This is a genomic window from Microbacterium testaceum, assembly GCF_001476285.1.
Taxonomy (GTDB): Bacteria; Actinomycetota; Actinomycetes; order Actinomycetales; family Microbacteriaceae; genus Microbacterium; species Microbacterium testaceum_B.
On sequence record NZ_LDRU01000033.1, the window covers coordinates 1 to 26,215 of the forward strand.

The window sequence follows — 26,215 nt, forward strand, 5'->3', positions numbered from 1 at the left end:
GCCCGATACCCCCTGCCCCGAGGAGTTCCCATGTTCGACCGCCGCTCCACCTTCGGCGAAGCCCTCGACCACCCCGGCGCCCGCGCGGTGCTCGAGCGCCTGATGCCCGGCTTCGCGGCCTCGCCCATGGCCGCGCAGTTCCGCGGCGGCCGGCTGGGGTCGCTCGTCGCGCTCGTGCCGTCGCTCGAGTCGCCCGAGGCGCGCGCGCAGCTGTGGGCCGAGCTCGCCGAGATCGGCGACGCGGCAGAACGTCCGGCGTACTCCCCCGCGATCGCGCCGAACCCCGCTTACGAGGGTGACGATGTGGAGCGCGCCTCCGCCGTCATCCGCCCGGTCGCCGAGGCGAGCCGGTGGGGCGTGCTCGAGGTGCGCATCGACGGCCCCTCGCACGGCAACCCCTTCGTCGACGTCGACCTGCACGCCGCTTTCGCGCGCCCCGACGGCTCGACCGTGCGGGTCGGCGGTTTCTACGACGGCGACGGCGAGTGGGTCGTGCGCGTGCTCGCCGACCAGGAGGGCCGCTGGACGTTCTCGACCACCGCGACCGCGCGCTCGCTCGACGGCCTGACCGGGGAGGCTCACGTGGGGACGGCGCTCGACGGGGCGCACGGTCCGGTCCGCGTCGACGGCTTCCACTTCGCGCACGCCGACGGCACGCGCCACCGCCCGCTCGGCACCACGGCCTACGCGTGGACCCACCAGCCCGACGCGCTGCAGGAGCAGACGCTCGAGACGCTCACCGACGGACCGTTCCGCAAGATCCGCATGTGCCTGTTCCCGAAGTCGTACCTCTTCAACGCCAACGAGCCCGACGACTTCGTCTTCCCGGGCTCTCTCGCCGACGGCTTCGACCTCGAGCGTTTCGACCCCGCGCACTTCCGCCGTCTCGAGAAGCGCATCGCCCAGCTCGGCGAACGCGGGATCGAGGCCGACCTGATCCTGTTCCACGCGTACGACCGCTGGGGCTTCGCCGACCTGGGGCCAGCCGTCGACGACCGCTACGTCCGGTACGTCGTGCGCCGCCTCGCCGCGTTCTCGAACGTGTGGTGGTCGATGGCGAACGAGTACGACCTCGTCTGGGCGAAGGACGAGGACGACTGGGAGCGCCTCGCGGCGATCGTCGGCGAGGAGGACCACGCCGACCACCTCAACTCGATCCACAACTGCCGTCCGTTCTACGACTACTCGCGTCCGTGGATCACGCACGTCAGCATCCAGCGCGTCGACGTGTACCGCACCGCCGAGAACACCGACGAGTGGCGCGAGCGCTGGGGGAAGCCCGTCGTGATCGACGAGTGCGCCTACGAGGGCGACATCGACCAGGGCTGGGGCAACATCACCGGCGAAGAGATGACGCGCCGCTTCTGGGAGGGCGCCGTTCGCGGCGGCTACGTCGGCCACGGCGAGACCTATCTCCCCACCCCGGTGGGCGAGGTGGAGGTCCCGGATGCCGCCGGCCCCGACCGCGAAGTCCTCTGGTGGGCGAAGGGCGGCGTGCTGCACGGCTCCTCGCCCGCGCGCATCGGCTTCCTCGAGTGCGTGCTCGCCGAGGTGCCGGGCGGCGTGCTCGACCCCGCCCCCTCCGACTGGGACGTGCCGTGGGCGCAGTCGAGCGACGGCTCGGTCCGCGTCGCCTACTTCGGCTTCAACCGCCCGCGCTTCCGCAACGTCGTTCTCGGCGAGGGCGACTGGGCCATCGACGTCATCGACACCTGGAACATGACGATCGACCGGGTCGACGGCATCCATTCCGGCACCGCCCGGGTGGAGCTTCCGGGTCGGCAGTTCGTGGCGGTGCGACTGTCGCGCGTGTGACGCGCCTGGCTGTGCTCCGCGCCCGACGACGATCAGGATGACGGTTCGGTCGGCGGCGACGACGCGCGCCGCGCCTCTCGACGCCGCGAGATCGTCCAGGCCGTCGCCCCACCCCCGACGACGACCACTCCGCCGACGGCGAGCAGCACGGAAACAGGGGCACCCGTCTGCGCCAGCGCCTGCCCGGTTCCGGGACTCGCCGGTGTCTTCGGCTCGGGGTGCGGTGAGATGTCGACCGTGACATCGACCGGCTCCGACGCGTGGGCGGGCGAGGGAGCCACCCCGAAGGCACCGAACGCAAACAGCACGGCGATGCCGAGAGTCCAGACGCCGGTCGCGGCATCCCGACGTCCCTGTTCCCGCGCTTGCTCCACCATGTCCACCCAGTGACGCCGACGCCGACGCCGGTCCCACAGGGCGAGCGCGACGAGCGCGACGGCGCAGCCCGCGACGAGAAGCTGACCCCAGGGCATCGCGGGCACCGTGACGCGGGCCGTTGCGGTCACGCCGTCGCTGTTCCCGCCCGCGTCGGATGCCGTCGCGGTGACCACAGCGGTCATCGCGAAGAGCGGCCACACATCCTCGACGGTGACCGTCGACGACCTCTCGTCGCCCGGAGCGAGCTCGGGGAGGGGGTCGGAGCGGGTCGTCCGGGCCGCGAGCCCGAGCGGGCCGGTCACGGCGATCTCGTTCTGGGCGGTGAGGCGCGTGTTGCCGGTGTTCCGGGTCGAGAGGTGCACCTCGAGTCTCCCCGGGAGGAAGGGGTTCCAGGACGGCTGGTAGTCGGCGGTCGCGGCGGAGCTCACGGCGAGGGCCAGGTCTCCGGTCACGCGGGTCAGGACGCGGAATCCGATCCGCGACTCGACGCCCACCGTGTCCTGTTCGGAGAAGACGCCCGCGGCCACACCGGCGAGGTGATCGCCCGGCGTGGCATTCGCCGGCACGTCCACCGTGAAGGGAATGACGACGCTGGCACCGGGGTCGACCGAGACGGACGCCGGAAGGGTGATCCACGTGCCGGCATCCACCGAGGATCGTCCCACGGGGAGCATCGTGAACCGTCCGGTCTCGGTGAAGTAGCCGTCGGCTGCCGAGAGCGAGAAGACCACGGCCGCGGCACCGCGATTGGTGACGCGCAGATACTGCTCCTGGCGTGTGCCGGGGTCCATCGTCAGCTCCACCCACGGATGACCGGTCGCGTCGCCGGCCGCGGTGACGGGCTCGACCGACCAGCTGACGGAGCCGGCGGCGTGCGCGGGTGCTCCCGCGACGAGCACGGTGGACGTCGCCATCACGACGGCCAGGAGCAGTCGTCCGAGGAGGGCGCGCATGAGATCCCTTCGGGTGCGGCGTGCGGGTCGGGAACCTCGCACGCCGCACCGGTCGATCATTCGAAGAGAGACAGGGTGATGACGGCGGAGTACGTGCCCGCCTTCACCGTGGGCTCGACTTTCAGCGTGAGGTCGGCCGTCGCCGTCGAACTCACTCCTCCGTCGGGAACCGACTGCGGGTCGCCGAGGGCGAGCAGTTCCTTGTCGACCAGTCCGCGGTTCGTCGCGGCGTCGGTGCCGGTGTTCGGATCCAGCGACGTGCCGACGTCGCCGCCGACCGACACCGAGGCCTCATCGCCCGAGACGAGCCGCGGGCTCCATCCGATGTGGTCGGCGCCGATGGTCGCACCGCCCTCGGCGGTGAAGGCGCTCGAGCTGCCGAGGACGTACCACGACCCTCCCGAGGCGAGCTGATCGGGGGTGCGGGTGTCGGTGACGGTGACCTGCGGCAGCGATCCGGTGAACTGCCGCACCGAATCGGTCGATCCGTTCTCGGTCAGCGTCGCCCGACCGGGCGCGACGGTCATGGTGAGCGCTCCGGGCGGAGTGAGTGAGGTGATGTCGACGTCGACACCGATGTCGGTGTCGGTACCGGGCTGCGCGGCGACGGCGACGGCGGATCCGCCGCTGATGAGCAGCGCCGCCGTCAGCGCGGTCGCGCCCAGCACGAGATGGGTACGCATGGGTTGTCCCTTCGGGTGGGGTCGGTGGGGGCGGTCGCCCGCCCCCACCGAGGTGTCAGTTCTGCGCGTTGTACGCAGCGGTGAGCTGTTGCGTCGCGGCGACGCCGTTGACGGTGCCGCTCAGCGTGATCGTCGCCCGCCCCGCGGGAATCGACGTCTTCGTGGTGTTCAGCGAGACGCTGACCTTCTTGCCGGGCTGGACGGCCGAGAAGGTCTTCTTCCCGTAGCTGGTGTCGATCAGCACGTCGACCGCGACCGACGACGTGTTGGTCACGTCCACCGTGAGGTAGACCTTGCCCGCGAGCTTGCGCGTGGATGCCGTGGCATCCGCCTTGAGGAGCACATCCGCGGTGTTGGTGGTCTTGGTCACGAGGGGCGACAGAGCGAGCCAGTCGATGTTCGGCGCATTGCCCGTGCTGTTGCCCAGTCGGAGCGAGCCGGTCGTCGTCGTCAGGTCGAGCGGGACCGTGTGGGTCCAGAACCCCTTCCAGGTGTAGTTGTTGCGGAAAGCGCCGCGCGTGGTGGCGCCCCCGTCCTCCGTGACATCGAGGAACCGCGTGATCACGTCGGTGTTGTAGGCGTGACCGGTGTTCTTCTGCGCGTTGGAATACCGCACCGTCAGGTCGTACGCCCCCGCTCCGAGGCCCGCGGGGCGGCTCAGGGTGGCGTAGTTGTCGGCGCTGCCGCCGAGCCATCCGAGCTGCTGACCCGAGACGTTGGTGGGCTGGCCCGGCGTCTCGAGGCGGGCGGTGCCGTGCAGCGCGATCTTCGAGCTGTCCTCGCCCTCGACACGCACCGTCGCCGTGTCGCCGTCCGTGGCACGCGTGACGGTGACCGACTGCACGGCGGCGCCCTGCGCGGAGCCGATGCGCAGATCCGAGATGCCCTCGGCGAGGTGCACGCGAGCCGTCGACGTCCACGTTCCGGCCTTGTCCGCTCCCAGCCCGCTGATGCTGCGCGAGTTGAGCGTGACGCCGAGGCCGGCGGCCCCGGTGGTCGAGTAGCGGATCGCCACGTCGTAGTACCCGGTCTCGCGCGCGGACGGGAAGAACGTCGCCGTGCTGTCGCCCGACAGGGTCACGGCTCCCTTCGCGTAGTCGAGGGTTCCCGTGGTGCGCGAGAGCACCGCCGCGTACGTGGTCGTCTCGGGCCCGTCGATGCGGGTCAGGTCGAACCGGTCCAGCGAGACGTCCGATCCGGGGAGCAGCGTCGACCCGTCCGCGCTCATCCGCACGGACAGCTCGTGCCGCCCCTGCGTGAGTTGGACGGTGGTCTCACCGCGACCGCGGTAGCTCCAGTCGAAGCCCGCCTCGTACTCGATCGTCGCGGCGTTCTGACCGTCGACGAACAGCGCGTGCTTGCCGGGCCCGATCTTGGTTCCGTTGACGCCGGCGATCGCGCCGAAGCGGTACGTGCCGGTCGTGGGGACGTCGACGGTCCACGTCAGCGACGAGGTCACCTTGTTGGTGGACCCGACGTCACGACCCCCGGATGCCGAGAACGTCCAGTCCGCGGCCGGATCCTGGTTGTAGGCCGTCACGTCCTTGAGGACCGTGTTCTCGGCTTCGATGCTCGTCGACCACGTGGAATCGACGACGGGCGCGGTGGGCAGGGCCGGAGTGATGACGGCCTGGTAGGCGTCCAGGCGGTTGGTGCTGGGCACCTCCACCTGGATCGTGCCACCGACGGCGACGCGCTTGGTGACCACGACCGGCGGGGCCTGCGCCTCGCCCTCCTGTCCCGACCACTCCGCCTCGCGGATCTGGATGTCGACGGTGTTGCCGAAGACGGCCGGGTCGAGCCCGGACAGGTCGAGGCGCGTGGTGTTGTTTGTGCCGCCGAAGAGCACGGTGGCCTGCTTCTTCGACGTGTCGATCGCGCCGAGGCCCTGCAGGGTGTCGGGGGCGTTCAGCGACGGAGGGGTCACGGCCACCGTCTGTCCGCTGAGATCGCCGTACCACTTGAGCAACCACCATGCGCCGTTGGCACTGTTGTTCTTGGCCATGTTGTCGTTGAGGTTGCCCGCGTACGTCCAGTACGCGGTCTCGGCGTCGACCTTCTCGTCCTCGAACATCGACAGCCACTGCACGAGGTTGCCCGGCACGGACATGTCGCGCCGCATCGCGTACTCGGTGATGTTGACCGGCAGTGCCGTCATGCCGAGGTCGCTCTCGATCTTGCGGTACTCCGCCAGGTGCTGCCGGAAGTACTGCAGGCTGCTGCGCCCCAGCTCGTGCCACGTGAACATGTCGGGCAGGACGTTGTTCGCCTGGGCGTACGTGAGGAAGTCGCGCGTGCGAGTGGACTGCCACCGCGTGTCGCCGTTGCCGGCGATCTTCGCCTCCGGATAGACCTCTTTGATCGCCTGGTAGACGGCCTTCCAGTCCTGGAGGTAGGTGTCCTTCATCGTTCCCCAGTCGGCGTACCAGTTGCCGCCGTCGGGCTCGTTGAAGGGGGTGAAGACGTACTTCTCGGGGTGGTCCGACTCGTCGACGATGCTCTTGACGACCTTGCGGACGATGTCGAGGTAGGTCGAGAAGTCGGAGGGGCGCTTTCCGCCGTTGTAGGCCCAGTCGGGGTAGTAATCCTGAATGTTCGTCATGATGTACTTCCCCCCGTTCTCGAAGAACGCCCCCTCGACCTCGAGGGGGTCGCCGTTGGGGTGCTGGGCGCCGTGGGGAGCCTTCTGCGTCAGATTGGTGGGGTGGGCGCCGGCGATGATGGCATCCGTGGGGACGCCGTCGTCGGACAGGCCGTAGAGCATGCCGGAAGCGCCGCCCTGGACGGCGCCGTCGGTCTTGCTGAAGTCGACGCCGATGACGTCGACGGTCGCGGCGCTGGCCGGTGCGGCGACGCCGAGGCTGAGGCTGAGGCCCGACAGCAGCAGCGCGGACAACGCGGTGCATGCCGTGGCGCGCGTGACGCGCGTGCGGGCGCGGGGAATGGTCACGAGTACTCCTTCGTACGTGGTGCGGTGAGGAAAGGGGGACGTGCGGGTCGTGGGTTCCGGGGCGCCCAGCGGATGCCGAGCGCTGAGCGCCCCGGAAGGGGTGTCACTTGAAGAGCGCGTTGACCTGATCGTTCGCGGCCTTCAGGGCGCTCGCGTCGGAGGCGCCCTTCAGGTACGACTCGATCGCGGCCTTCATGGTGTCGTTGACGTCCGACCAGTGGTCGGCGATCGGGAGGAGCTTGGTCGTGCCGTCGGTCACCTGCTCGGTGAAGCCGGTGACGTCCCAGCCCTTGGCGGTGAAGGCGGCCTCGGCCTTCTCGGTCGAGCTCTTGACTGCGGGGAAGACGACGGCGGCTTCACCGATGACGTCCTGGCACGCGGCGGAGCCGAGGTACTTCACCCACTCCCACGCGGCATCCTGGTTCTTGCTTCCGGCCCAGATGCCGTCGGAGAGGCCGTTGAACAGGCTCGCGCGCTGTCCGCTCGGGCCGACCGGAGTCGGCGCGACCTTGGTCGGGACCTCGCTCTGACCGAGGTACGAGCCGTTCATCCAGCTGCCGTCGGTGACGAGGGCGTAGCGACCGGCGAGGTACCCGTTGAGCGGGTCCTGCTCCGACAGCGCGATGTCGACGCTGGGCATGTAGCCCTTGTCGATGAGGCCCTTGTACCACGAGAGGGTGTCGGCGAACTCCGAGTCGCCGAAGTTCCACGAGCTCGTCCACGGTGTCTTGTCGCCGTAGTACCAGTCGTTGCCCAGCGCGTAGGGCGACCACGTCTGCTGCCCGCTCGCGTTGAGGCCGTTGCCGCTCAGTGCGAGGCCGTAGACCGCGACCTTCGTCTTGTCGAAGCCGGCCTCGTCACCGCGGACGCCGTTCTGGTCGACCGTGAGGTGCGCGACGAGCTTCTCGAAGGAGCCGCCGTCCTTGGTGTTCCAGGCCAGATCGGCGAGCTGGTCGGCGGTGTACCCGGCGTCGGTCACCATCTTCTCGTTGTAGAACGTGGCGACGGTGTCGAAGTCCTTCGGGAGGCCGTACCGGCCGCCCTCCTGCGTGGTCCACAGGTCGGCGAGGCCCTCCTGGTAGATCCCGAGGTCGATGCCGTCCTTCTCGACCCGGTCGGAGATGTCGAGCAGCTGACCCTGCGAGACGAACTCCGGGTAGTACGAGAGGTGGTCGGCGAAGACGTCCGGGGCCGTGCCCGACGCGAAGCCCGTCGTCAGCCCCTGCCAGTAGTCGGACCAGCCGTACTGCTCGATCTTCACCGTGATGCCCGAGGACTTCTGGAAGTCGTCCGCGCACTGCTGGTAAGCGGGCTGCTGGTTGCTGTCCCAGAGCCAGTAAGTGATCGATTTGCCTTCCGCCGCATCGCTGCTGCCCGCGGAGGAACAGCCGGCGAGGATGACGGGAACCGCCGCGGCGAGAGCGGCGACCGCGACGGTGCGGCGCCTGCGTGAGATGGTGCGCATGGGAGTGCCTTTCGTGATGTGGAGGTGCGTTGCGGTTCCCGCCCGGCGGTTCGGGTCGCCGGGCGGGAGATCGGGGCCGGGGGGCCTACTTGATGCCGGAGTAGCCGAGGTTGTCGACGAGCTTCCGGCCGAAGAGGACGAACAGGACGAAGATCGGGAGTGCCGCGATGAGCGTTCCCGCCATCAGCCCGGCCCAGTCGGGTCCGGTCTGAGGGGTCTGCGATCGGAAGATCCCGAGCGCGACGGTCAGCACGCGGGAGTCGTCCGCGCGTCCGACGAGCAGCGGCCAGAAGTACTCGCCCCACGCGGTGATGTAGGTCAGCAGCGCGAGGGTGAAGAGCGGCGTTGATGACATGGGCAGCACGATGCGGAAGAAGATGCGCAGGTGGCCGGCGCCGTCGATCTTGGCCGACTCCTCGACCTCGCGACTGATGCCGAGGAAGAACTGGCGCATGAAGAAGATGGCGAAGGGCGTCATGAAGAAGAACGGCAGGATGATGCCGGCCAGTGTGTTCAGCAGGCCCAGGTCGCGGACGAGGATGAAGTTCGGCAGCTGTACGAAGATCGGCGGGATCATCAACGCGGTCAGGAAGAGGAAGAAGACGGCGTCTCGTCCCTTCCACTCCAGTCGGGCGAACGCGTAGGCCGCCATCGACGAGAACAACACCTGACCGACGGTGATGACGGTCGCGACGATCACGGTGTTGCGCAGGTACAGCCAGAAGTTGATCGACCCCGTCGTCCCGCCCTCGGCGGCGGCCTGCTCCGGGGACGACAGTCCGAGCACGCGCGAGAATCCTCCCCAGCTGAACTCGACCGGCAGCAGGCTTCCCGCATTCGTGTAGAGGGCGGTATTGGTCGAGAGGGCGGTGCGAAGCATCCAGTAGAAGGGGAACAGCGTGACGAAGAGCAGCACGATCAGCGCCGCCCACGCGATGATCCGACCGACGTTGATGCGACGGGCGCGACGAGCGGGAGTGTGCTCTTCTCGCCGCGAGGACGGGGACACCGACGAACGGGTCTGAGGCGGCGTGGCGGTGGCGGTCATCGGGATCTCCTATGCCAGGTCGGACGAGTTGGAGCGCATGATCTTCAGCTGGAAGTACGCGACGACGGCGAGCACGACCAGGAGGAAGACCGACATCGCGGAGGCGTAGCCGAGGTCGAACCGCTCGAAGGCTTGTTGGTAGATGTAGTAATAGATGACCCGGGTCGAGTTGATCGGTCCGCCCTCCGTCGTCACGGCCACGGTGTCGAAGATCTGGAAAGACCCCACGACGGTGATGACGAGGACCAGCGCGAGGACCGGGCGCAGGAGCGGCAGGGTGATGGAGCGGAACATCCGCACCTCGGACGCTCCGTCCAACGCCGCCGCTTCGTACAGCTGCGTGGGGATGGTCTGAAGCCCGGCGAAGACCAGCAGAGCGGTGTAGCCGACGTACCGCCACACGTTGATGAGAGCGATCGTGGGGATGGCGAGATGCTCGTTGCCGAAGAACGCCATCCGGTCTCCCCCGACGAAGTCGAGGAACACGTTGATGATGCCGGTGGAGTAGTCCATCATCCAGAACCACACGAGTGCCACGACGACGTTGGCCACGAGGTACGGCAGCAGGATGATGCCGCGGATCACCGCAGATCGGGTGAGACGGTGCATGAGCACCGCGATCCCGACGGCGAGGACGGTCTGCACGCCGATGTTGATGACGACGTACTCGAGCGTCACCCACAGGGCGTTCCAGAACAGCGGGTCGCCGAACATGCGCGTGTAGTTGTCGAGACCGATGAACTTCCCCGCTCCGATGAGGTTCTGGTCGGTGAAGCTGAACCAGATCCCGCGGAGCGAGGGGATGAGGTAGAACGCGAGGAACCCGAGGGCTGCGGGCGCGATGAAGAACAGGGCGATCTTCGCGTCACCGCGTCGGCGGCGCGAGGCCTTCGGGGCGACGATCGCGCGGGTGTCGAGAGCGCGCGTGTCGAGGGTACGGGTGCGGGTGTTCACGTGAGGGCCTCCACATCGAGCAGAACTGCGGTGTCCGGATCGAGGGCGGGGACGTGCACGCCCACCTCACCGAGGGCGGAGCCGGTGAGGACGATGCCGGTGCGATACCAGGAGGGGTGGATTCGGGGGTCGTACGTGGCGTCGGCCCCGGGACCCGCGACCGTGACCCGGTACTCGCGAGCGGGGTCGAGCCCCGGGAGCTGAACGCGCCCAGCAGGCCAGGTGATGTGCCGCTCCCGGAGAGTGAGCGAGTACAGGGCGCGCGCGTGATCCGGGTCGACGACCCCGTGCAGCCACAGGTCGCCGCTCTCCAGCGTCCGCCGAACGGTGCTCCCGGTGTGCAGGAGAGTGCGCACGGTCTTGTAGTAAGCCACCCATTCCGCGAGACGGGCGCGCTCTTCGGCGCTCGCGGCGGTGAGGTCCCACTCGATCCCGAAGTGGCCGAACAGCGCTGTGGCCGCACGGAAGTCCAGATCGAAGTGGCGGCGGGTGGTGTGCGCGCGTTCCGCGCCGACGTGGCTTCCCACGACCTCCGGAGGGAGAAGCTGCGCCGTCCACCGCTGGATCTGCTGCCGCTCGCGCGCGTCGATGCAGTCCGATGCCCAGACACGATCGGTGTGATTCAGGATCTCGAGGTCGACACGGGCTCCGCCGGAGGAGCACGACTCGATCTCGAGGCCCGGGCACGCCGCCCGGATGGCGTCGAGGAGTCGGTAGGTCGCGAGCGTCTGCTCGTGCACTCCTGCCCGACCGGTGCGGGTGGATCCGGCATCCATGAGGTCGCGGTTGTGGTCCCACTTGATGTAGTCGATCCCGTACTCCCGCACGAGCGAGACGATCTGCCGCTCGACGTGGGCGAACGCGCCCGGGTGCGACAGATCGAGCACCTGCTGGTGACGGAAGTCGATGGGCAAGCGACCGGGAACCTGCAGCAGCCATTCCGGATGGGATGCCGCGAGCTCGGAGGCGACGTTCACCATCTCGGGCTCGAACCAGAGACCGAACTGCATTCCGCGCTGCTTCACGCCGTCGACCAGGGCGCGGAACCGGCCGCCGCCCCACACGTCCTCGGCGATGACCCAGTCGCCCAGGCCGGAGGTGTCGTCTCGGCGAGAACCGAACCATCCGTCATCCAGGACGAACCGCTCGACCCCCACCTGCTGGGCAGCGTCCGCGAGAGCGAGGATCCGGGTCAGGTCGTGGTCGAAGTAGACGGCTTCCCACACGTTCATCACGACGGGACGCGCGGTGCGCGGGTGGCTCGGGCGCGCGCGCAGATACGTGTGGAACCGGGCGGCGACCTCGTCCAGGCCGGCACCGTAGGCAGCGAAGGTCTGCGGCGTCGAGTAGGTCTCCCCCGGCGCGAGCTGGATCTCACCGGGGAGCAGCAGCTCTCCGCCGAACAGGAGACGTTCTCCGGAGAACGCCCGCTCCGCGAGCGTGCGGTGGTTGCCGCTGAAGGCGACGTGCAGACCCCACGCTTCGCCCTGGCCGAAATCGAGGTCGGGCGTGCCGGCGGTCAGGATCGTGGCCGCGTCCGCCCCCGTGCGTCCGTGACGCCCCTCGCGCAGATGTGTGCCCACGGTGAACGCGCGCCACTGCGGGACCTTCTCTTTCCCCCACCGCCCGGCGAGGTCGAAGAGCAGGTCCGCCCGGGTGGGAACCGGCATCGCGAGCTGCAGCCCGTCCAGCGTGTAGGGGCTGTCGCCGGCGTTGGTGAGGCCCGCGGACAACCGCACGAGTCCGCTCGGGAGGAGGTCGATCGAGACGCTGAGGCTCAGGTCGGCGTCGACGTCGACCGCGTGCACGGTGACGGACCCACCCTGGTCCGCGCGGTCGGCGACATCGACGCTCACCGGGACGAACTTCGTCGACCACGCTCGCCCCGAGCGATGTCCGGCCAGCCCGGTCGTTCCCGTCCACCCGCGCGAGTTCTCCGGAAGCACCGAGGCGATGACGCTGGTGTCGACACCGTTCGTGGCGAGCGGAGGCAGGGCGTGGGCGGCGAGTTCGCGCAGGGCTTTGTCGTCCAGCACCCCCAGGTCGGCACCCCAGTGGATGACGAAGGGGAGCGCGTCGTCGGGCAGGCCGAGGATGAGCGAGACCCCCGAGGCACGCAGCGCCACGACGGACTCCCACGGGGCATCGAGCTCACCGGGGAGTTCGGAGATCACCTGAGTGGTCAAAGCTTCTTCGCCTTTCTCGACCCGACATCGGGCCTGCAAACGTTGGTCAAGCTAGCACGCACCGACGCGCTCTGCAAACGTTGGTCAAGATTTTCGCTGAGAAAAGATGAACGTTGGTCATTAGGCTGTCCGAATGTCCCTCGATCACCACGTCCCGGGGATCGTCGACGTCGCCGCGAAGGCCGGGGTCAGCCTGTCCACGGTCTCTCGCGTGCTCTCCGGCCGCACCCGCGTCAGCGACGCACTGCGAGCGAAAGTGGAGGCCGCCGTCGCCGAACTCGGCTACCGCCCCAACGCGGCCGCGCAGTCCCTCGTCAGCGGCCGCCGCTCGACCGTCGCGGTGTTCGCCCGCAACACCATCCGCTACGGGTACGCCGCGACCCTGCAGGGGATCGAGGAGGCCGCGCGCGCGGCCGGGTACGTCGTCCTGATCGCGGTCGTCGAGTCGGCAGACCCCGACGACATCTCACGCGCCGTGAACACCGCTCTCTCCCATCCCCTCGCGGGGGCCATCGTGATCGAGTTCGACAAGGTCGGCGTCGAAACCCTCGCGGCTCTCCCGCCGTCGCTGCCGGTCGTCGCGGCCGCCGGTGCTCGTCGCGCGGCGGGCGATACCCCGCACGCCTTCCTCGAGGATGCCGCCGGAGGCTACGAGGCCACCCGGTATCTGCTCTCCCTCGGGCATTCGACCGTGCACCACCTCGCCATCCCCGCGACCAGGCCGCGCAGCGGACGCGCGTGGGGATGGCGAAAAGCGCTTCTCGAAGCGGGCGCGACCGTGCCGCCGATCGTGCAGGCGAGCTACTCCCCCACCTCGGGGTACGACTCCGCACAGAAGCTGACCAGCGATCCGAGCATCACCGCGCTCCTCTGCGGCAACGACGAGCTCGCCATCGGCGCGGCGCGCGCTTTCCAGGAGAACGGTCGACGCGTCCCCGAGGACGTCAGCATCGTGGGCTTCGACGACCAGCCGTTCGCGCGGATGTGGATGCCGGCACTCACGACGGTCCGGCAGGACTTCGTCGACCTCGGCCGCCGGACGTTCGGGCTCCTCGAAGAGTGGCTGGCGCAGGGCCGGCGCCCCGCGGACTCAGCCGTGACCCCGACGCTCATCGTCCGAGAGAGCAGCGCGGCGCCCTCGCAAGAGCGCGCGACCGCGTAAAGACACCCGCGGGGGTCCGCCCCGCGTCGACGGTCTCGCGTTCGAACGAGTGTCGTGGCGCCCGCGGAACCACGCAGCTCGGGCCCGCGAGGCGTCAGTGGCGAGCGACGCTCCTCACCCGCGCTGGCGGCGCCCCGCTCTCGCGGCGAACGCATCGACAGCGTCCAGGATCTCCTCGCTCCGCCAGAAGGGACCGAGCTTGTGCTCCGCCTTCGAGCGGACGATCCCGGCGTCGACGAGTGCCTTCAGCGGCGGATAGACGTTGGGTTGAGCGACCCCGAGCTCCCGGGCGGCGGTCGCCGAGTCGAGAACGGGTCGGGACGCGAAGATGTCGAGGAGTCTCCAGGCGCTCGAGTCGCGGCGGGCAGTCAGCCGATCGTTCCAGGACGCGCGTATCGCGTCGATGTCGCAGACGAGCTCCCGGCTGTTGGACACCGCACGGAAAGCCGCGGATGCGAACGCGCGGACGATGAGGTTGGGGTCACCCGCGCGGTACGCGGTCAGCGCGGCGTGATAGCCCTCGACGTCCGCGAGGAGGCCCGCAGACACGGGAACAGCGACGTTCCGGGTGACGCCGCGGTAGCGGAGCATCGACTGCGCGAGGGCTCGCCCCGTTCGACCGTTGCCATCCGTATAAGGGTGGATCGTCTCGAACTGCGCGTGGGCGATCGCAACGGAAGTGAGTGACGGCACGTCCCAGCGCGCAACGAACTCAGCGAGGTCGTCGACGAGGGCCGCGACGCGATCGTGATGAGGCGGGACGAACTCGGCCCCGACGGGAGAGTCCCCGCGTGTGCCGATCCAGTTCTGTTCGCGGCGATACTCGCCGGGGGTGTGTCGGGGCTGCAGCTCCATGAGAGCCCGATGCATCGATGCAATGCTCGCGGGAGTGATCTCTTCCGCGAGGTCGAGAGCCGCCTGCAGCGAGCGCGTGTTCGCGGCGACCAGCTCCGCGTTTCGAGACCCCTTGGCCCCGAGCTCGGCGGAGAAGATCGCGCGTGCGGATGCCGTGAGGTTCTCGATCTGCGACGAGGAAGCGGCCTCCGAACGAAGCAGAACCGGGGCGAACCCGGACACCCTGCCACCGAGCTCCGCATCGAACCGTGCGAGTTCAGCCGCCGCCTCGTCCGCGTCAGCCGCGACCTCGGGGAGCAGGACGGGGTGCCGTGAGGCGATCAACGGCGGCACGGATGCGTCGTAGGCGACACTCGCTCGACCCGCGCGCGCGGCGCGGATCCCCATGGCAGCAGCCGGCACCCACTCGCGCTTCTCATGGTCGATCGCCGGCCACGACGGGACGGGCTGCTCGCCCGATTCTCCCGCGGTACCGCGGACGGGCGTCGACGATTCGTCAGAACCCATAAGAAGTCCCCCGAAATTTATGACTTAAGGAACTATCTCATAAAAACGAGTGCGACCCTTGTGGAGAGCCGCCGTCACTCACCCACGAGACGAGCCGACGCCGTCGCCATGTGCACGGCCATCGCGGATGCCGCCGCGTCGGCGTCCCGCGCCTGGATCGCGCGGTGCACGGCGTCGTGCTCGGCGATGGCCCGGGTCGCGTCGTCGGCGCTCTGGACCGCGCGATCGGCGTAGACCTGCAGGAGCGAGCGGACGACGTTGAGCTGGTCGACGAGGAGCGCGTTCCCGGCGGCGAGGCCGAGGGCGTCGTGGAAGGCACGGTCAGCGCGGGCGAACGCGTTGAGGTCGCCCTGCGAGCGCGTCATGTCGGCGAGCGTGGCGGCGAGGCGCTCGTTCGCGACGGCGTCGGCGCGCTCGGCGGCCAGACGGGCGACGTAGATCTCGAGTCCGGCTCGGAAGTCGAGCAACTCGCCGGTGTCGGTCTCACCGAGAAGCAGTCCCCAGCGGAGCGTCTGCGGCAGCAGGGCGCTCGCGGTGCCGCGCAGGTAGGTACCCGACCCGGGACGGACGTCGACGATGCCGAGGATCTCGAGGGCCGCGAGCGCTTCGCGCACCGCGGAACGACCGACGCCGAGCGTCGTGGAGAGCGCGCGTTCGGCGGGAAGGCGCGTCCCCGGCGCGATCGAGCCGGTCGTGAACAGGTCGAGCAGGCGACGCGCGACCTCGCTGACCGGCGACCCCGCGGGGAGGGCCTCGAGAGCGGCCGCGATCTCGTGACTGCGGTCGGCGGGGTAGGCGGGCACGACTTCAACCTAGCGCCCGACGAAGTTGCGCTTGCAATTGGTCAACCGGTTAGCCAATATGGACATGCGCACCGCAGCGTCCTCATCGAACGGAGTCACCGTGGACACCTCTCACCCCCGCGCGACGGAACCCGACGTCGCCCGCCGCGCCATTCGAAAAGTGGCCTGGCGACTGGTCCCCTTCGTCGCCCTGATGTTCTTCATCAACTACCTCGATCGCACCGCGATCGGCTTCGCCGCCCCGAACGGCATGAACGACGACCTCGCCCTGAGCGCCGCGCAGTTCGGCTTCGCCTCGGGCGTCTTCTTCGTCGGCTACATCCTTCTCGAGGTGCCGTCGAACCTCGCCCTGCACCGCTTCGGCGCCCGCCGCTGGCTCGCCCGGATCATGGTCACCTGGGGCATCGTCGCGCTGCTGTTCACGTGGGTGCAGAACTTCGAGCAGCTGGTCGTCCTGCGCTTCCTGCTGGGTGTGGCCGAAGCCGGCTTCTTCCCCGGCGCGATCCTCTTCCTCAGCCTGTGGGTCCCCGCGGCGCACCGCGGTCGCATCCTCATGCTCTTCTACCTCGCCCAGCCGCTCACGACCGTGATCGGTGCACCCCTGGCCGGTGCCCTCATCCAGCAGCACGGGGTGTTCTTCGGCCTCGAGGGCTGGCGCTTCATGTTCTTCGGCGTCGCGATCCCGGCGATCGTGATCGGTGTCATCGCGTGGTTCTACCTCAAGGACAAGCCCGCCGACGCCGGCTGGCTCGCCGCCGACGAGAAGGAGTGGCTGACCGCCGCCCTGGCGAAGGAGTCGGCCGCGACCGCGGCGAGCCAGAAGCACGTCTCTGCGCGCTTCGCCTTCCGCAGCGGCCGCGTGTGGATGCTCTCCTTCATCTACTTCGGCTTCATCTACGGCCTCTACGCCCTCGCGTTCTTCCTGCCCACGATCATCAACGGGTTCCAGGAGCAGACCGGAGCCAGCTTCGACGTGTTCCAGAAGGGCCTCATCACCGCGATCCCGTACGTCCCGGCGGCGATCGCCATGTACTTCTGGTCGCGCGACGCCTCGCGTCGAGGCCTGCGCACGTGGCACATCGTGGTCCCCGCGCTCGTGGGCGCGGTCAGCATCCCGCTGGCCCTGTTCGCGGGCTCGCCCGCCCTGACGATCGCCGTCATCACGCTGACCGCGATGGCGATCTTCGCGGCGCTGCCCAACTTCTGGACGCTGCCCACGAAGTTCCTCACCGGCGCCGCCGCCGCGGCGGGCGTGGCGCTGATCAACACGATCGGCAACCTGGCCGGTTTCAGCGCCCCGTACGTCACCGGCGCCGTGCACGACTGGACCGGCGGCTACGAGGTGCCGATGTTCATCGTCGGCGCCGTGATGCTGGTGTCGGCGATCCTCATGGCGGTCCTCGCTCGCCGGACGGCCTCCGCGCCCGCGGCGACACCCGCACCGGTCGAGGTCGAGGAGTCGACCCGGTGACCCGCCTCTGGAACGAGCCCGCGGCCTTCGCGGACGAGATGATCGACGGCTTCGTCGCCGCCAACGGCCGCTACGTCCGCCGCATCCCGGGAGGGGTCGCCCGCGCGACCACCTCGCCGGCCGGCCAGGTCGCGGTCGTGGTGGGAGGTGGCTCCGGCCACTATCCCGCCTTCGGCGGCCTGGTCGGCCCGGGCCTGGCGCACGCCGCGGCGATGGGCAACCTCTTCGCCTCGCCCTCGACGCAGCAGGTGTACGGCGCGGCGAAGGCCGCCGACAACGGCGGCGGCGTCTTCTTCACCTACGGCAACTACGCCGGCGACGTCCTCAACTTCGACGCGGCCGAGCAGCGCCTGCGCGACGAGGGCATCGACGCGCGGACCGTCACCGTCACCGACGACATCTCCTCCGCGCCGGTCGCGGAACGCCGCCGCCGGCGGGGCATCGCGGGCGACCTCACGGTCTTCCGCGCCGCCGCGGCCGCGGCCGAACGCGGCGACGACCTCGACGGCGTGGCCCGCGTCGCCGCGCTCGCGAACGAACGCACCCGCTCCTTCGGCGTCGCGTTCACCGGCTGCACCCTCCCCGGCGCCGAGGACCCGCTGTTCACCGTCGCCGAGGGCCGCATGGCGGTGGGGCTCGGCATCCACGGCGAACAGGGAATCGACGAGACCGACATCCCGACCGCCGACGGGCTCGCCGAGATGCTCGTCGCGGCCCTGCTCGACCCCGCCGAAGTGCCCGAGGGCGTGGCATCCGTGTCCGGCGCCCGCGTGGTGCCGGTGCTGAACGGGCTCGGCTCGCTCAAGTACGAGGAGATGTTCGTCGTCTATCGGCGCATCGCGCAACTCCTCGAAGGAGCCGGGATCGAGATCGTCGATCCGCACGTGGGCGAGTACTGCACCTCGTTCGACATGGCCGGCACGTCGCTGACGCTGTACTGGCTCGACGACGAGCTCGCGGCACTGTGGGAGCACCCCGTCGACACGCCCGCTTACCGCCGCGGAGCCGTCACCGCGACCGAGCGCGTGTCGGCATCCGCGATCGAGGCCGAGGCCACCGATGAGATCCCGGATGCCGATGACTCCTCGCGCGCGACGGCACATACCGTGCGTCTCGCGGTGACGGCGATCGCCGAGACGATCGACACGCACGTCGACGAGCTGGGGCGCCTGGATGCCGTCGCCGGCGACGGAGACCACGGCATCGGGATGCAGCGCGGGTCCCACGCGGCGCGGGCGGCGGCGGACGCCGCCGCCGACGCGGGCGCCGGGGCCGCCACGACGCTGCAGCGCGCGGCCGACGCCTGGGCCGATCGCGCGGGCGGAACCTCGGGGGCGCTGTGGGGAGTGATGCTCGCGGCGATCGCCCGCACGCTCGGCGACACCGGAACCCCGACCGCAGCCGACGTGGCGGCCGGCGTCTCCGCCGCTTCGCGCGCGGTCACCGACTACGGCAAGGCCGAGCTGGGCGACAAGACGCTCGTCGATGCGCTCGTGCCGTTCGCCACGACCCTCGCGCACGGGGTCGACGGCGGTGCCTCGCTCTCGGCCGCCTGGCGCTCCGCCGCCGTCGCGGCCGACCGCGCCGCCACCGCGACCGCCGACCTGCTGCCCCGCAAGGGCCGCGCCCGCACCCACGGCGAACACGCCGTGGGTACCCCCGACCCGGGCGCCGTCTCACTCGCACTCATCACCGCCGCGGTCGCCGACGTCCTGGCGTCCGCCTCCGAGAAGGGAACCCCCTCATGACCTCTCCCCTGCGCATCGTGGTCGGCTCCGACGACGCCGGCTTCGACTACAAAGAGATCCTCAAACGCGACCTCGAGGCGAACGACGGCGTCGTGTCGGTCATCGACGTGGGAGTGGATGTCGAGGGCCACACGCCCTACCCGACGGTTGCGATCGAAGCGGCCTCCCGCGTCGCGAACGGTGAGGCCGACCGGGCCCTGCTGATCTGCGGCACAGGACTGGGTGTGGCGATCGCGGCCAACAAGGTGCCGGGGATCCGCGCGGTCACGGCACACGATTCGTTCTCCGTCGAGCGCGGGGTGCTGTCCAACAACGCGCAGGTGCTGACGATGGGACAGCGGGTCGTCGGCATCGAGCTCGCCCGGCGCCTCGTGCGCGAGTGGCTCACCTACCGCTTCGACGACTCCTCGGCGAGCGCCGAGAAGGTCGCGGTCCTCACCGCGTACGAGAACACCGGATCTTGCTGATGACCGCGCCCGTGTGGGTGGGGGTGAGCCTGAAGACGTACTTCGGGCACGCCCGCGCTCTCGCGTGGATGGACGAGGTCGCCGCGGTCGTCCGCGAGACACCGGCCATCGCCTCGGGCGCCGTGCGGCTCGTCGTCGTTCCCACCTACGTGCAGATCCCCGCGGCGCTCGAGGCCTTCGCCGGAACGGGCGTGGTGATCGGCGCGCAGGACGTCTCGGCGCACCCGGCCGGGGCCTTCACGGGTGAGATCGCGGCGTCGGAGCTCGCGGAGATCGGCGTCTCGTACGCCGAGATCGGCCATGCCGAGCGCCGGCGCCTGTTCGGCGAGACCGACGCCGACACGGCGGCGAAAGCCACGGCGGCGTTGGCGGCGGGTCTGACTCCTCTGCTGTGTCTGGGTGAGACCGAGCGAGCCGACTCCGACGCCGCTGCCGCGACCGTCGTGGCGCAGCTGCACGCGGATCTCGAGGGCGCCCCCGCGGGTGCGGTCACCGTCGCCTACGAGCCGGTGTGGGCGATCGGCGCGGAGTCTCCGGCATCCATTCCGCACATCGTGCGCGTCACCCGGGCGCTACGCGAAGCTCTCGACGCGCTCCCCGCGCGCGCGGGCAGCGCGGTCGTCTACGGCGGTTCGGCGGGACCGGGCCTGCTCACCGTCCTGGACGGCGCGGTCGACGGCCTGTTCCTCGGGCGCTTCGCCCACGATCCCGCGCAGCTCCGACGTGTCCTCGACGAGGCCGCTACCCGCGCGGAGGTACGAGCATGATCGGCCTCGGGACCTACGCGTTCTTCTGGCAGCACTCGGCCATGGCCCCCGAGCCCCTCACGCTGCGCGGGGCGTTCGAGTCCACCCGCGCGCTCGACGTCGACCTCTTCCAGATCTGCGACTTCGCTCCCCTCGAGCACATGGGAGATCGCGAGCTGTCCGAGGCCGCGGCCGCCGCCCGCGACCTCGGGCTCACCGTGCAGCTCGGCACCAAGGGCCTCACGCCCGAGCGGCTGCAACGCTTCCTGCGTCTCGCCGAGGTCTTCGACGCGCGGCTGATCCGCTCGATGCTCAGCGGGCCGGAGGGCACGCCGTCCCTCGGCCAGGCCGAACTCTGGCTCGCCGACACCCTGCCGTCCTTCGAGGATGCGGGGGTGACCCTGGCCCTCGAGACCTACGAACAGGTCGCCACGGCCGATCTCGTCGACCTGGTGTGGTCGCTGTCGAGCGAGAGCCTGGGCATCTGCCTCGACCCCGCGAACGTGGTGGCACGCCTGGAGCAGCCCACCACCTGCGTCGAGACGTGCGCCGAACTCGTCGCCAACGTGCACGTCAAGGACTTCGCCTTCCAGCGCCGCGACGGCTGGGTCGGCTTCGAGTACACCGGCGCGCCGATGGGCTCCGGGCTGCACGACTACCCCCACCTGCTCGAAACCGTCCGACCGCGCGAACGCGGAATCGACGAGATCGTCGAGCACTGGCTCCCCTGGCAGGGGGATGCCGAGACCACCCTTCGCCGCGAGCGGGAATGGACCCGCACCACCATCGACTACCTGAGGAGCACCCCATGACCGAGACCACCACCGACCTCCACTCGATCGCCGTCATCGGCGCGGGCGGGAAGATGGGGATGCGCGTGTCGAACAACCTCGCGCGCACCGCCCACCCCGTGGCCTACGTCGAGAACTCCCCCGCGGGCCGCGAGCGCACGATCGCCGCGGGCCGCGAGCTCACCGATGCGTCCGTCGCGGTCGCGGACGCCGACATCGTGGTGCTCGCCGTCCCCGACCTCGCCCTCGGTGCGGTCACGGCCGAGCTCGTCCCGCAGCTGAAGGCCGGCGCGATCGTGCTGACGCTCGACCCCGCCGCCGCCTACGCGGGCCTGCTCACCACGCGCGACGACGTGATCCAGGCGGTCGCCCACCCCTGCCATCCCTCGGTCTTCCTCGAGCGCACGACGAAGGAGGAGTGGGCCGACACGTTCGGCGGCATCGCCGCCCCGCAGGACGCGATCGCCGCGATCGAGTCCGACGACCCCGAGAAGAAGGCGATCGTCGAGGCCACCGTCCGCGCGATCTACGCCCCGGTCATCGACGTGCACTGGGTGAGCATCAAGCAGCTCGCACAGCTCGAGCCCACGCTCGTCGAGACGGTCGCGTGCATGATCGGCTCGCTGCTCAACGAAGCGCTCGACGAGGCCATCCACACGATGGGCGTTCCCGAGGCGGCCGCGCGCAGCATCCTGTACGGCCACACGCAGGTGGCGCTCGCGAACGGGCTGCGCGGCGACAACCCCTTCAGCGACGCGTGCCTGATCGCAATGGACTACGGTCGCGAGAGCATCATCAAGGACGACTGGAAGAAGATCTTCCGCGACGACGAGCTCGACAAGAACCTCGCGCGCATGCTGCACCTCGACCACATCGAGCGCTGAGGACCCGACATGACCAGACTCCAGGGAAAGACCGCTCTCATCACCGGAGCGGCCACCGGGATCGGCTTCGCCGTCGCCGCTCGCTTCGCCCGAGAGGGCGCCCGCGTGCTCATCGGCGACAGGGACGCGGATGCCACGGCCGCAGCCGTCGAGCGGATCGGCGAGGCCGCGCGGGCCGCCGTCCTCGACATCTCCGACGAGTCGTCGGTCGCCGCGGCCTTCGCGGACGCGGAGGCCGCGGGCTGGACGCCCGACGTCGTCGTCGCGAACGCCGGCGTGCAGCTGTTCGGTCAGGACGCGCCGATCGCCGACCTCGACCTCGCGGTGTGGCAGCGCACGGTCGACGTGAACCTCACGGGGACCTTCCTCACGATCAAGCACGCGGTCCGCGCGATGCACGACACGGGAGGGTCGATCATCGTGACCGGCAGCCCCACCGGCATCAATGGAGAGGGTCGCGCCTTCACGGCTTACAGCGCCACGAAAGCGGGCATCCACGGGCTCTCGCGCACCGTCGCCGCGGCGTATGCCGATCGCGGCATCCGGGTCAACACCGTCGTGCCCGCCTACACCGAGACCTCTCTCGTGACGACGATCACCGACGACCCCGAGGCGCGCGCCGCGATCATCGGGCGCATCCCGCTCGGTCGCGCGGGCGCCCCCGAAGACGTCGAGGGCATCATGGTGTTCCTCGCCTCGGACGACGGGGCGTTCGCGACGGGATCGCTCTTCGCCGTCGACGGCGGCATGTCGACGCTCTGACATGACGTGGGCGGAGCCGGGACAGGCGTGGACGAGCGGGCGGTGGACGCTCGAGCTGCGTGGCGATGAGCTCGCCGACATCTCCCTCGACGGGACGGTCGTGCTGCGCAGCGTTCGCCTGGTGCTGCGCGACCGCGACTGGGGCACCGTCGATCTCGGGGTGGAGCGGCGCGAGGTCGCGTCCTCGGCGTTGACCCTGCACGTCGGCGGGGGCGGGATCGAGGGCACGGTCGCTGTGCACGCGGACGGCGACCGTCTCGAGGTCGTCGCCGACGTGCGCGCGGACGACGAGATCGAGACCAACCGCCTCGGCCTGGCCGTGCTTCATCCCCCGACAGTCGCCGGGGCGGAGCTCGCCGTTACCCACGCGGACGGCGCGGTGGAGCGCACGCGTTTTCCCCGCACGATCAGTCCGCACCAGCCCGCGTTCGACATCGCGGGGCTGGCGTGGGAGCACCGGGGTCTCGCCGTGTCGATGACTCTCGAGGGCGATGTCTTCGAGATGGAGGACCAGCGCAACTGGACGGATGCCTCGTTCAAGACGTACAGCCGCCCGCTGGAGCTCCCGTTCCCCTACCGGCTCGCCGCCGGGACGCGGGTGCGGCAGACGGTGTCGCTCCGGGCCGCCGGTCGAGCAGGCCTCGCCGCCGCCACCGAGGATGAGATCGTGCTGCAACCGGCCGGAGTCGTCCCCGCGATCGGCATCGGCGCGGCGACCGCCCCGGGGCCCGCACCCGCACCCACGCCGATCGGCTCCTTCGTGCATGTCGAACTCGACCTCGCCTCCCCCGCGTGGCGCGCGGCTCTCGATCGCGCCACCGCGTCGGGGCTCCCTCTCGACGTGCGTTTCGTGCGGGCCTCCGCCCCCGGGCTGTTCGAGGCGGCTCGTGCGCTGCGTGGTGTCCGCGTTCGCACGGTCGGCGCCTTCGCCGGCGACGGTCCTGAGAAACACGTGTCGGATGCCACGACCGTGGCCGCGCTACGTGAGGCGCTGCGCGAGGAAGGGCTCGACCTCCCCGTCGTCGGCGGGGCGCGCACGCACTTCACCGAGCTGAATCGGAGGCACGGCCTGCTCCCCGACGACCTCGACGGCGTCGGATTCGCGGTGACTCCGCTGTTCCACTCGCGCGCCACGGCGCAGCTCGTGGAGTCTCTCGGCATCCTGCCCCTCATCGCGCGGCAGGCTGTGGAGCTGTCGCGAGGCGTCCCCGTGCACGTCGGTCCCGTGACGCTGCGGCCGCACGTCGACGCGGTCGCGACGACTCCGGAACCCGTTCCGAGCGAGCCCGACCTGCGCGACGGCTACGGCCCGGCGCTCCTCGACGCGACCGATCCCCGCCAGAGCGCGCCCGAGCTGGCGGCGTGGACGATCGCGAGCCTCGCCGCGCTGACGACACCGGGCATCGCGTCGGTGGCGTTCTTCGAGGAGTGGGGGCCGCGTGGCATCCGGTCATCCTCCGGAGAGCCGTACCCCGTGGCGGAGGCGCTGGGCGTGCTCGCGGGCCTCGCGGGCGCTCCGGTCGAGGTCGGCAGCAGCGCCGATTCCCGCGTCTGGGTGATGACGGTGACGACACCGGGTGGGCGGGTGACGCTCGCGGCCAACCTCGATGGGACGGCCCGCGAGGTCCGCGTGCGAACGGACAGGATCATCGTGCCCGCCGGCGGATGGCTCCTGCGGGAGTGAGCGCTCGTCAGCCTCACGGAGGGCGGAATACTCCCCTGGACGGATGTGCCCGGCCGGCGGGATCACGACCATGGAAGGGTGAGCAACACCCCGAAGAACGATGCTGTCCGACCTCAGAAGCGCCGGCGGCGTCGGTACGTGATGGGCGCGGTGGCCGCCGTCGTGGTGGTGGTCCTCGGCGGCGCGGCCGCGTGGGGCGCCTACGAGTACGGTCCCCGTTTCGGCTTCTACCTGGTGCCGCCCACCCCCGAGCGGTACGCCGAGATCGTCGTCGACCGCCTCGACACCGGCTACTACGCGACCGGACCCGAGTGGGCCGCGGCGCGGGCCGAACTGCTGCATGCGGCGCCCTCGGCCCGGAGCGCCGAGGAGCTCTACCCGCTGATCGACGCGGCCACCCGCGCCGCGGGCGGGAAGCACTCGAGCTTCCAGCCTCCGGCTGAGACGCCCGGCGTCGAGGAGGTCACCTCGGCCCTCCCGGCGGTGTCGGCGGCCGACGGCGTGGGCGTCGTGACCCTTCCCGAGCTGGTCGACCCCGACGAGCGGACGCAGCAGGACTACGCCGACGTCGTCGCGACCGGGATCGCCGCGCACGCCGACGAGGTGTGCGGATGGATCGTCGACGTGCGCGGAAACGGAGGCGGCAACATGTACCCGATGCTCTCGGGCGTTTCCGCGCTGCTGCCCGACGGCCCGGCCCTGTCGTTCCGCACGCGGAGCGGCGACGCGACCACCGTCACCGTGCAGGACGACGGCGTCGGCCTCGGGGGCCAGACGGTCGTCACCGTGGCCGCGCGCGGGAAGGTCGCCGGCGTTCCCGTGGCGGTGCTTCAGGATGCCGGGACCGGATCGAGCGCCGAGGCCGTCGTGGCCGCGTTTCGAGGCGTCGACGGGGTCCGCAGCTTCGGGGCGCCCACCGCCGGGTACACCTCCGCGAACCTGCCGATCCCGCTGGCCGACGGGGCGAGGATCATCCTCACGCAGAGCATCTACGCCGACCGCACCGGGACGGAGTTCCCCGAGGTCCCGATCGCGCCCGACGAGGCGACCCCGGGCGATGCGGCCGAGGCCGCTCGGGCGTGGATCGGCGCGCAGGGCTGCCGCTGACGCGGGACGCGGCCGCCGGCGAGACGGCCCGCCCGATTCAGTCGAGCGATCCCGCGATCTCGCGCAGCGTCGCGAGGTGAGCCCGCCAGGCGGTGCGACCCTCCTTCGTGAGGGTGAGCGAGGTGCGGGGCATCTTGCCGGCGAAGGATTTGCCGACCGACAGGTAGCCCGCCGCTTCCAGCGTCGACACGTGCTTGCTCAGGGCGGAGTCGGTGATCTCCACGGCATCCCGAACCTCTTTGAAGCTCAGGGTGCTCGCCCGATCCAGGGCCGCGACGATCGAGAACCGCACGGAGTTCTGCAGCAGCTCGTCGAGCTTGTGCCGGGGGTGAGGAACGGCCGTGGTCATGACCGTGCCTCACGGGCGGCGCAGAGGAACGACACGACCAGGATGAGCCCCGATGCGATGCTCGCCAGCACGACCGACCCGTGGGCGAAGATCACCACGGCGAGCGCCGCCGCGTAGGTGACGAACCAGCTCACGATGTACGCCGTCCAGCGACGGCTGCGGGCGAAGGCCGCCCGGTCCTGAATGCTGATCACGAAGAAGAGGATGAGCGCGAAGGCCACGGCCAACGTGGCGACGTAGGCGAGGCCGAAAGCGTCGCCCGTCGCGAGGGCCATGGCGAAAGTCCCCATCGCCGTGGCGACGCCGAGCGCCACGATGAAAGTGATGTACGGCCACCGGGTCGCGTCGTGAGCGGAGCGGCTCAGCCGGTCGGCTCGGTCGAGGAGCTGCTGCGCTTCCGCGGGGGTGAGGGCGGTGTGTGTGTCCATGGGGTTCCTTCCGATACCT

22 protein-coding genes are annotated in these 26,215 nt (G+C 70.2%); 11 read left to right on the top strand and 11 right to left on the bottom strand.

Annotation, left to right across the window (positions count from 1 at the left end):
* Positions 1-30: 30 nt before the first annotated feature.
* Positions 31-1,815, top strand: coding sequence for a DUF5605 domain-containing protein (locus tag NS283_RS06735; protein WP_058596112.1), 1,785 nt, complete (start codon positions 31-33; stop codon positions 1,813-1,815).
* 32 nt (positions 1,816-1,847) lie between these two features.
* Here the strand turns inward: NS283_RS06735 and NS283_RS06740 are convergent, their stop codons facing one another.
* The 7 genes from NS283_RS06740 to NS283_RS06770 all read right to left on the bottom strand — a co-directional run bounded on the left by NS283_RS06740 (position 1,848) and on the right by NS283_RS06770 (position 12,432).
* On the bottom strand, positions 1,848-3,146 hold the full coding sequence (locus NS283_RS06740; RefSeq protein WP_058596113.1) for a COG1470 family protein: 1,299 nt from the start codon (positions 3,144-3,146) through the stop codon (positions 1,848-1,850).
* 56 nt (positions 3,147-3,202) lie between these two features.
* Entirely contained in the window at positions 3,203-3,829 is a 627-nt protein-coding gene (locus NS283_RS06745) for a hypothetical protein (RefSeq protein ID WP_058596114.1), read from the bottom strand.
* A gap of 55 nt (positions 3,830-3,884) precedes the next feature.
* Positions 3,885-6,779, bottom strand: coding sequence for a hypothetical protein (locus NS283_RS06750; RefSeq protein WP_058596115.1), 2,895 nt, complete (start codon positions 6,777-6,779; stop codon positions 3,885-3,887).
* A gap of 103 nt (positions 6,780-6,882) precedes the next feature.
* Positions 6,883-8,244 carry an ABC transporter substrate-binding protein gene (locus NS283_RS06755; RefSeq protein WP_058596116.1) on the bottom strand — a complete coding sequence of 454 codons (1,362 nt, stop codon included), beginning with the start codon at positions 8,242-8,244 and terminating at the stop codon, positions 6,883-6,885.
* Between the two features lie 85 nt (positions 8,245-8,329).
* Positions 8,330-9,292, bottom strand: a complete 963-nt coding sequence (locus NS283_RS06760; RefSeq protein WP_081317292.1) for a carbohydrate ABC transporter permease — start codon at positions 9,290-9,292, stop codon at positions 8,330-8,332.
* A 9-nt stretch (positions 9,293-9,301) separates the two neighbouring features.
* Positions 9,302-10,246 carry a carbohydrate ABC transporter permease gene (locus NS283_RS06765; RefSeq protein WP_440589440.1) on the bottom strand — a complete coding sequence of 315 codons (945 nt, stop codon included), beginning with the start codon at positions 10,244-10,246 and terminating at the stop codon, positions 9,302-9,304.
* The gene (locus NS283_RS06770; RefSeq protein ID WP_081317293.1) at positions 10,243-12,432 is read right to left on the bottom strand and encodes an alpha-galactosidase; all 2,190 of its coding nucleotides are present in this window, start codon (positions 12,430-12,432) and stop codon (positions 10,243-10,245) included. The genes NS283_RS06765 and NS283_RS06770 overlap by 4 nt, the downstream gene beginning before the upstream one ends.
* Before the next feature lie 133 nt (positions 12,433-12,565).
* On the opposite strand from NS283_RS06770, the gene NS283_RS06775 reads away from it, so the two are divergent.
* Positions 12,566-13,594: a LacI family DNA-binding transcriptional regulator gene (locus NS283_RS06775; RefSeq protein ID WP_058596117.1), complete on the top strand. Its 1,029-nt coding sequence runs from the start codon at positions 12,566-12,568 to the stop codon at positions 13,592-13,594.
* A 114-nt stretch (positions 13,595-13,708) separates the two neighbouring features.
* Here the strand turns inward: NS283_RS06775 and NS283_RS06780 are convergent, their stop codons facing one another.
* Both NS283_RS06780 and NS283_RS06785 read right to left on the bottom strand, forming a co-directional pair.
* Positions 13,709-14,956 (bottom strand): Fic family protein, encoded by a 1,248-nt coding sequence (locus NS283_RS06780; protein WP_058596118.1) that lies wholly within the window; start codon positions 14,954-14,956, stop codon positions 13,709-13,711.
* Between the two features lie 74 nt (positions 14,957-15,030).
* On the bottom strand, positions 15,031-15,759 hold the full coding sequence (locus tag NS283_RS06785; protein ID WP_058596119.1) for a FadR/GntR family transcriptional regulator: 729 nt from the start codon (positions 15,757-15,759) through the stop codon (positions 15,031-15,033).
* Positions 15,760-15,859: 100 nt separating this feature from the next.
* Here NS283_RS06785 and NS283_RS06790 point away from each other — a divergent pair, with 100 nt between their 5' ends.
* The 9 genes from NS283_RS06790 to NS283_RS06830 all read left to right on the top strand — a co-directional run bounded on the left by NS283_RS06790 (position 15,860) and on the right by NS283_RS06830 (position 25,419).
* On the top strand, positions 15,860-17,230 hold the full coding sequence (locus tag NS283_RS06790; RefSeq protein ID WP_058596170.1) for an MFS transporter: 1,371 nt from the start codon (positions 15,860-15,862) through the stop codon (positions 17,228-17,230).
* Positions 17,227-18,978 (top strand): dihydroxyacetone kinase family protein, encoded by a 1,752-nt coding sequence (locus tag NS283_RS06795; RefSeq protein WP_058596120.1) that lies wholly within the window; start codon positions 17,227-17,229, stop codon positions 18,976-18,978. The genes NS283_RS06790 and NS283_RS06795 overlap by 4 nt, the downstream gene beginning before the upstream one ends.
* Positions 18,975-19,445 (top strand): ribose-5-phosphate isomerase, encoded by a 471-nt coding sequence (locus NS283_RS06800; RefSeq protein ID WP_058596121.1) that lies wholly within the window; start codon positions 18,975-18,977, stop codon positions 19,443-19,445. The genes NS283_RS06795 and NS283_RS06800 overlap by 4 nt, the downstream gene beginning before the upstream one ends.
* On the top strand, positions 19,445-20,212 hold the full coding sequence (locus tag NS283_RS06805; RefSeq protein ID WP_058596122.1) for a triose-phosphate isomerase family protein: 768 nt from the start codon (positions 19,445-19,447) through the stop codon (positions 20,210-20,212). Before NS283_RS06800 ends, NS283_RS06805 begins: the two co-directional genes overlap by 1 nt.
* A complete protein-coding gene (locus tag NS283_RS06810) occupies positions 20,209-21,003 on the top strand; it encodes a sugar phosphate isomerase/epimerase family protein (protein ID WP_058596123.1) in 795 nt (264 codons plus the stop codon). Before NS283_RS06805 ends, NS283_RS06810 begins: the two co-directional genes overlap by 4 nt.
* Positions 21,000-21,866 (top strand): phosphogluconate dehydrogenase C-terminal domain-containing protein, encoded by an 867-nt coding sequence (locus tag NS283_RS06815; protein WP_058596124.1) that lies wholly within the window; start codon positions 21,000-21,002, stop codon positions 21,864-21,866. The genes NS283_RS06810 and NS283_RS06815 overlap by 4 nt, the downstream gene beginning before the upstream one ends.
* 9 nt (positions 21,867-21,875) lie before the next feature.
* Positions 21,876-22,628, top strand: a complete 753-nt coding sequence (locus NS283_RS06820) for an SDR family NAD(P)-dependent oxidoreductase (RefSeq protein ID WP_058596125.1) — start codon at positions 21,876-21,878, stop codon at positions 22,626-22,628.
* A gap of 1 nt (position 22,629) precedes the next feature.
* Positions 22,630-24,312: a hypothetical protein gene (locus NS283_RS06825; RefSeq protein ID WP_058596126.1), complete on the top strand. Its 1,683-nt coding sequence runs from the start codon at positions 22,630-22,632 to the stop codon at positions 24,310-24,312.
* Positions 24,313-24,390: 78 nt separating this feature from the next.
* Positions 24,391-25,419 (top strand): S41 family peptidase, encoded by a 1,029-nt coding sequence (locus tag NS283_RS06830; protein WP_058596127.1) that lies wholly within the window; start codon positions 24,391-24,393, stop codon positions 25,417-25,419.
* A 37-nt stretch (positions 25,420-25,456) separates the two neighbouring features.
* Here the strand turns inward: NS283_RS06830 and NS283_RS06835 are convergent, their stop codons facing one another.
* Both NS283_RS06835 and NS283_RS06840 read right to left on the bottom strand, forming a co-directional pair.
* Entirely contained in the window at positions 25,457-25,768 is a 312-nt protein-coding gene (locus NS283_RS06835; RefSeq protein WP_058596128.1) for a winged helix-turn-helix domain-containing protein, read from the bottom strand.
* Complete coding sequence (locus NS283_RS06840) at positions 25,765-26,196, bottom strand: hypothetical protein (protein ID WP_058596129.1); 432 nt, start codon at positions 26,194-26,196, stop codon at positions 25,765-25,767. Before NS283_RS06840 ends, NS283_RS06835 begins: the two co-directional genes overlap by 4 nt.
* Between the last annotated feature and the right edge of the window lie 19 nt (positions 26,197-26,215).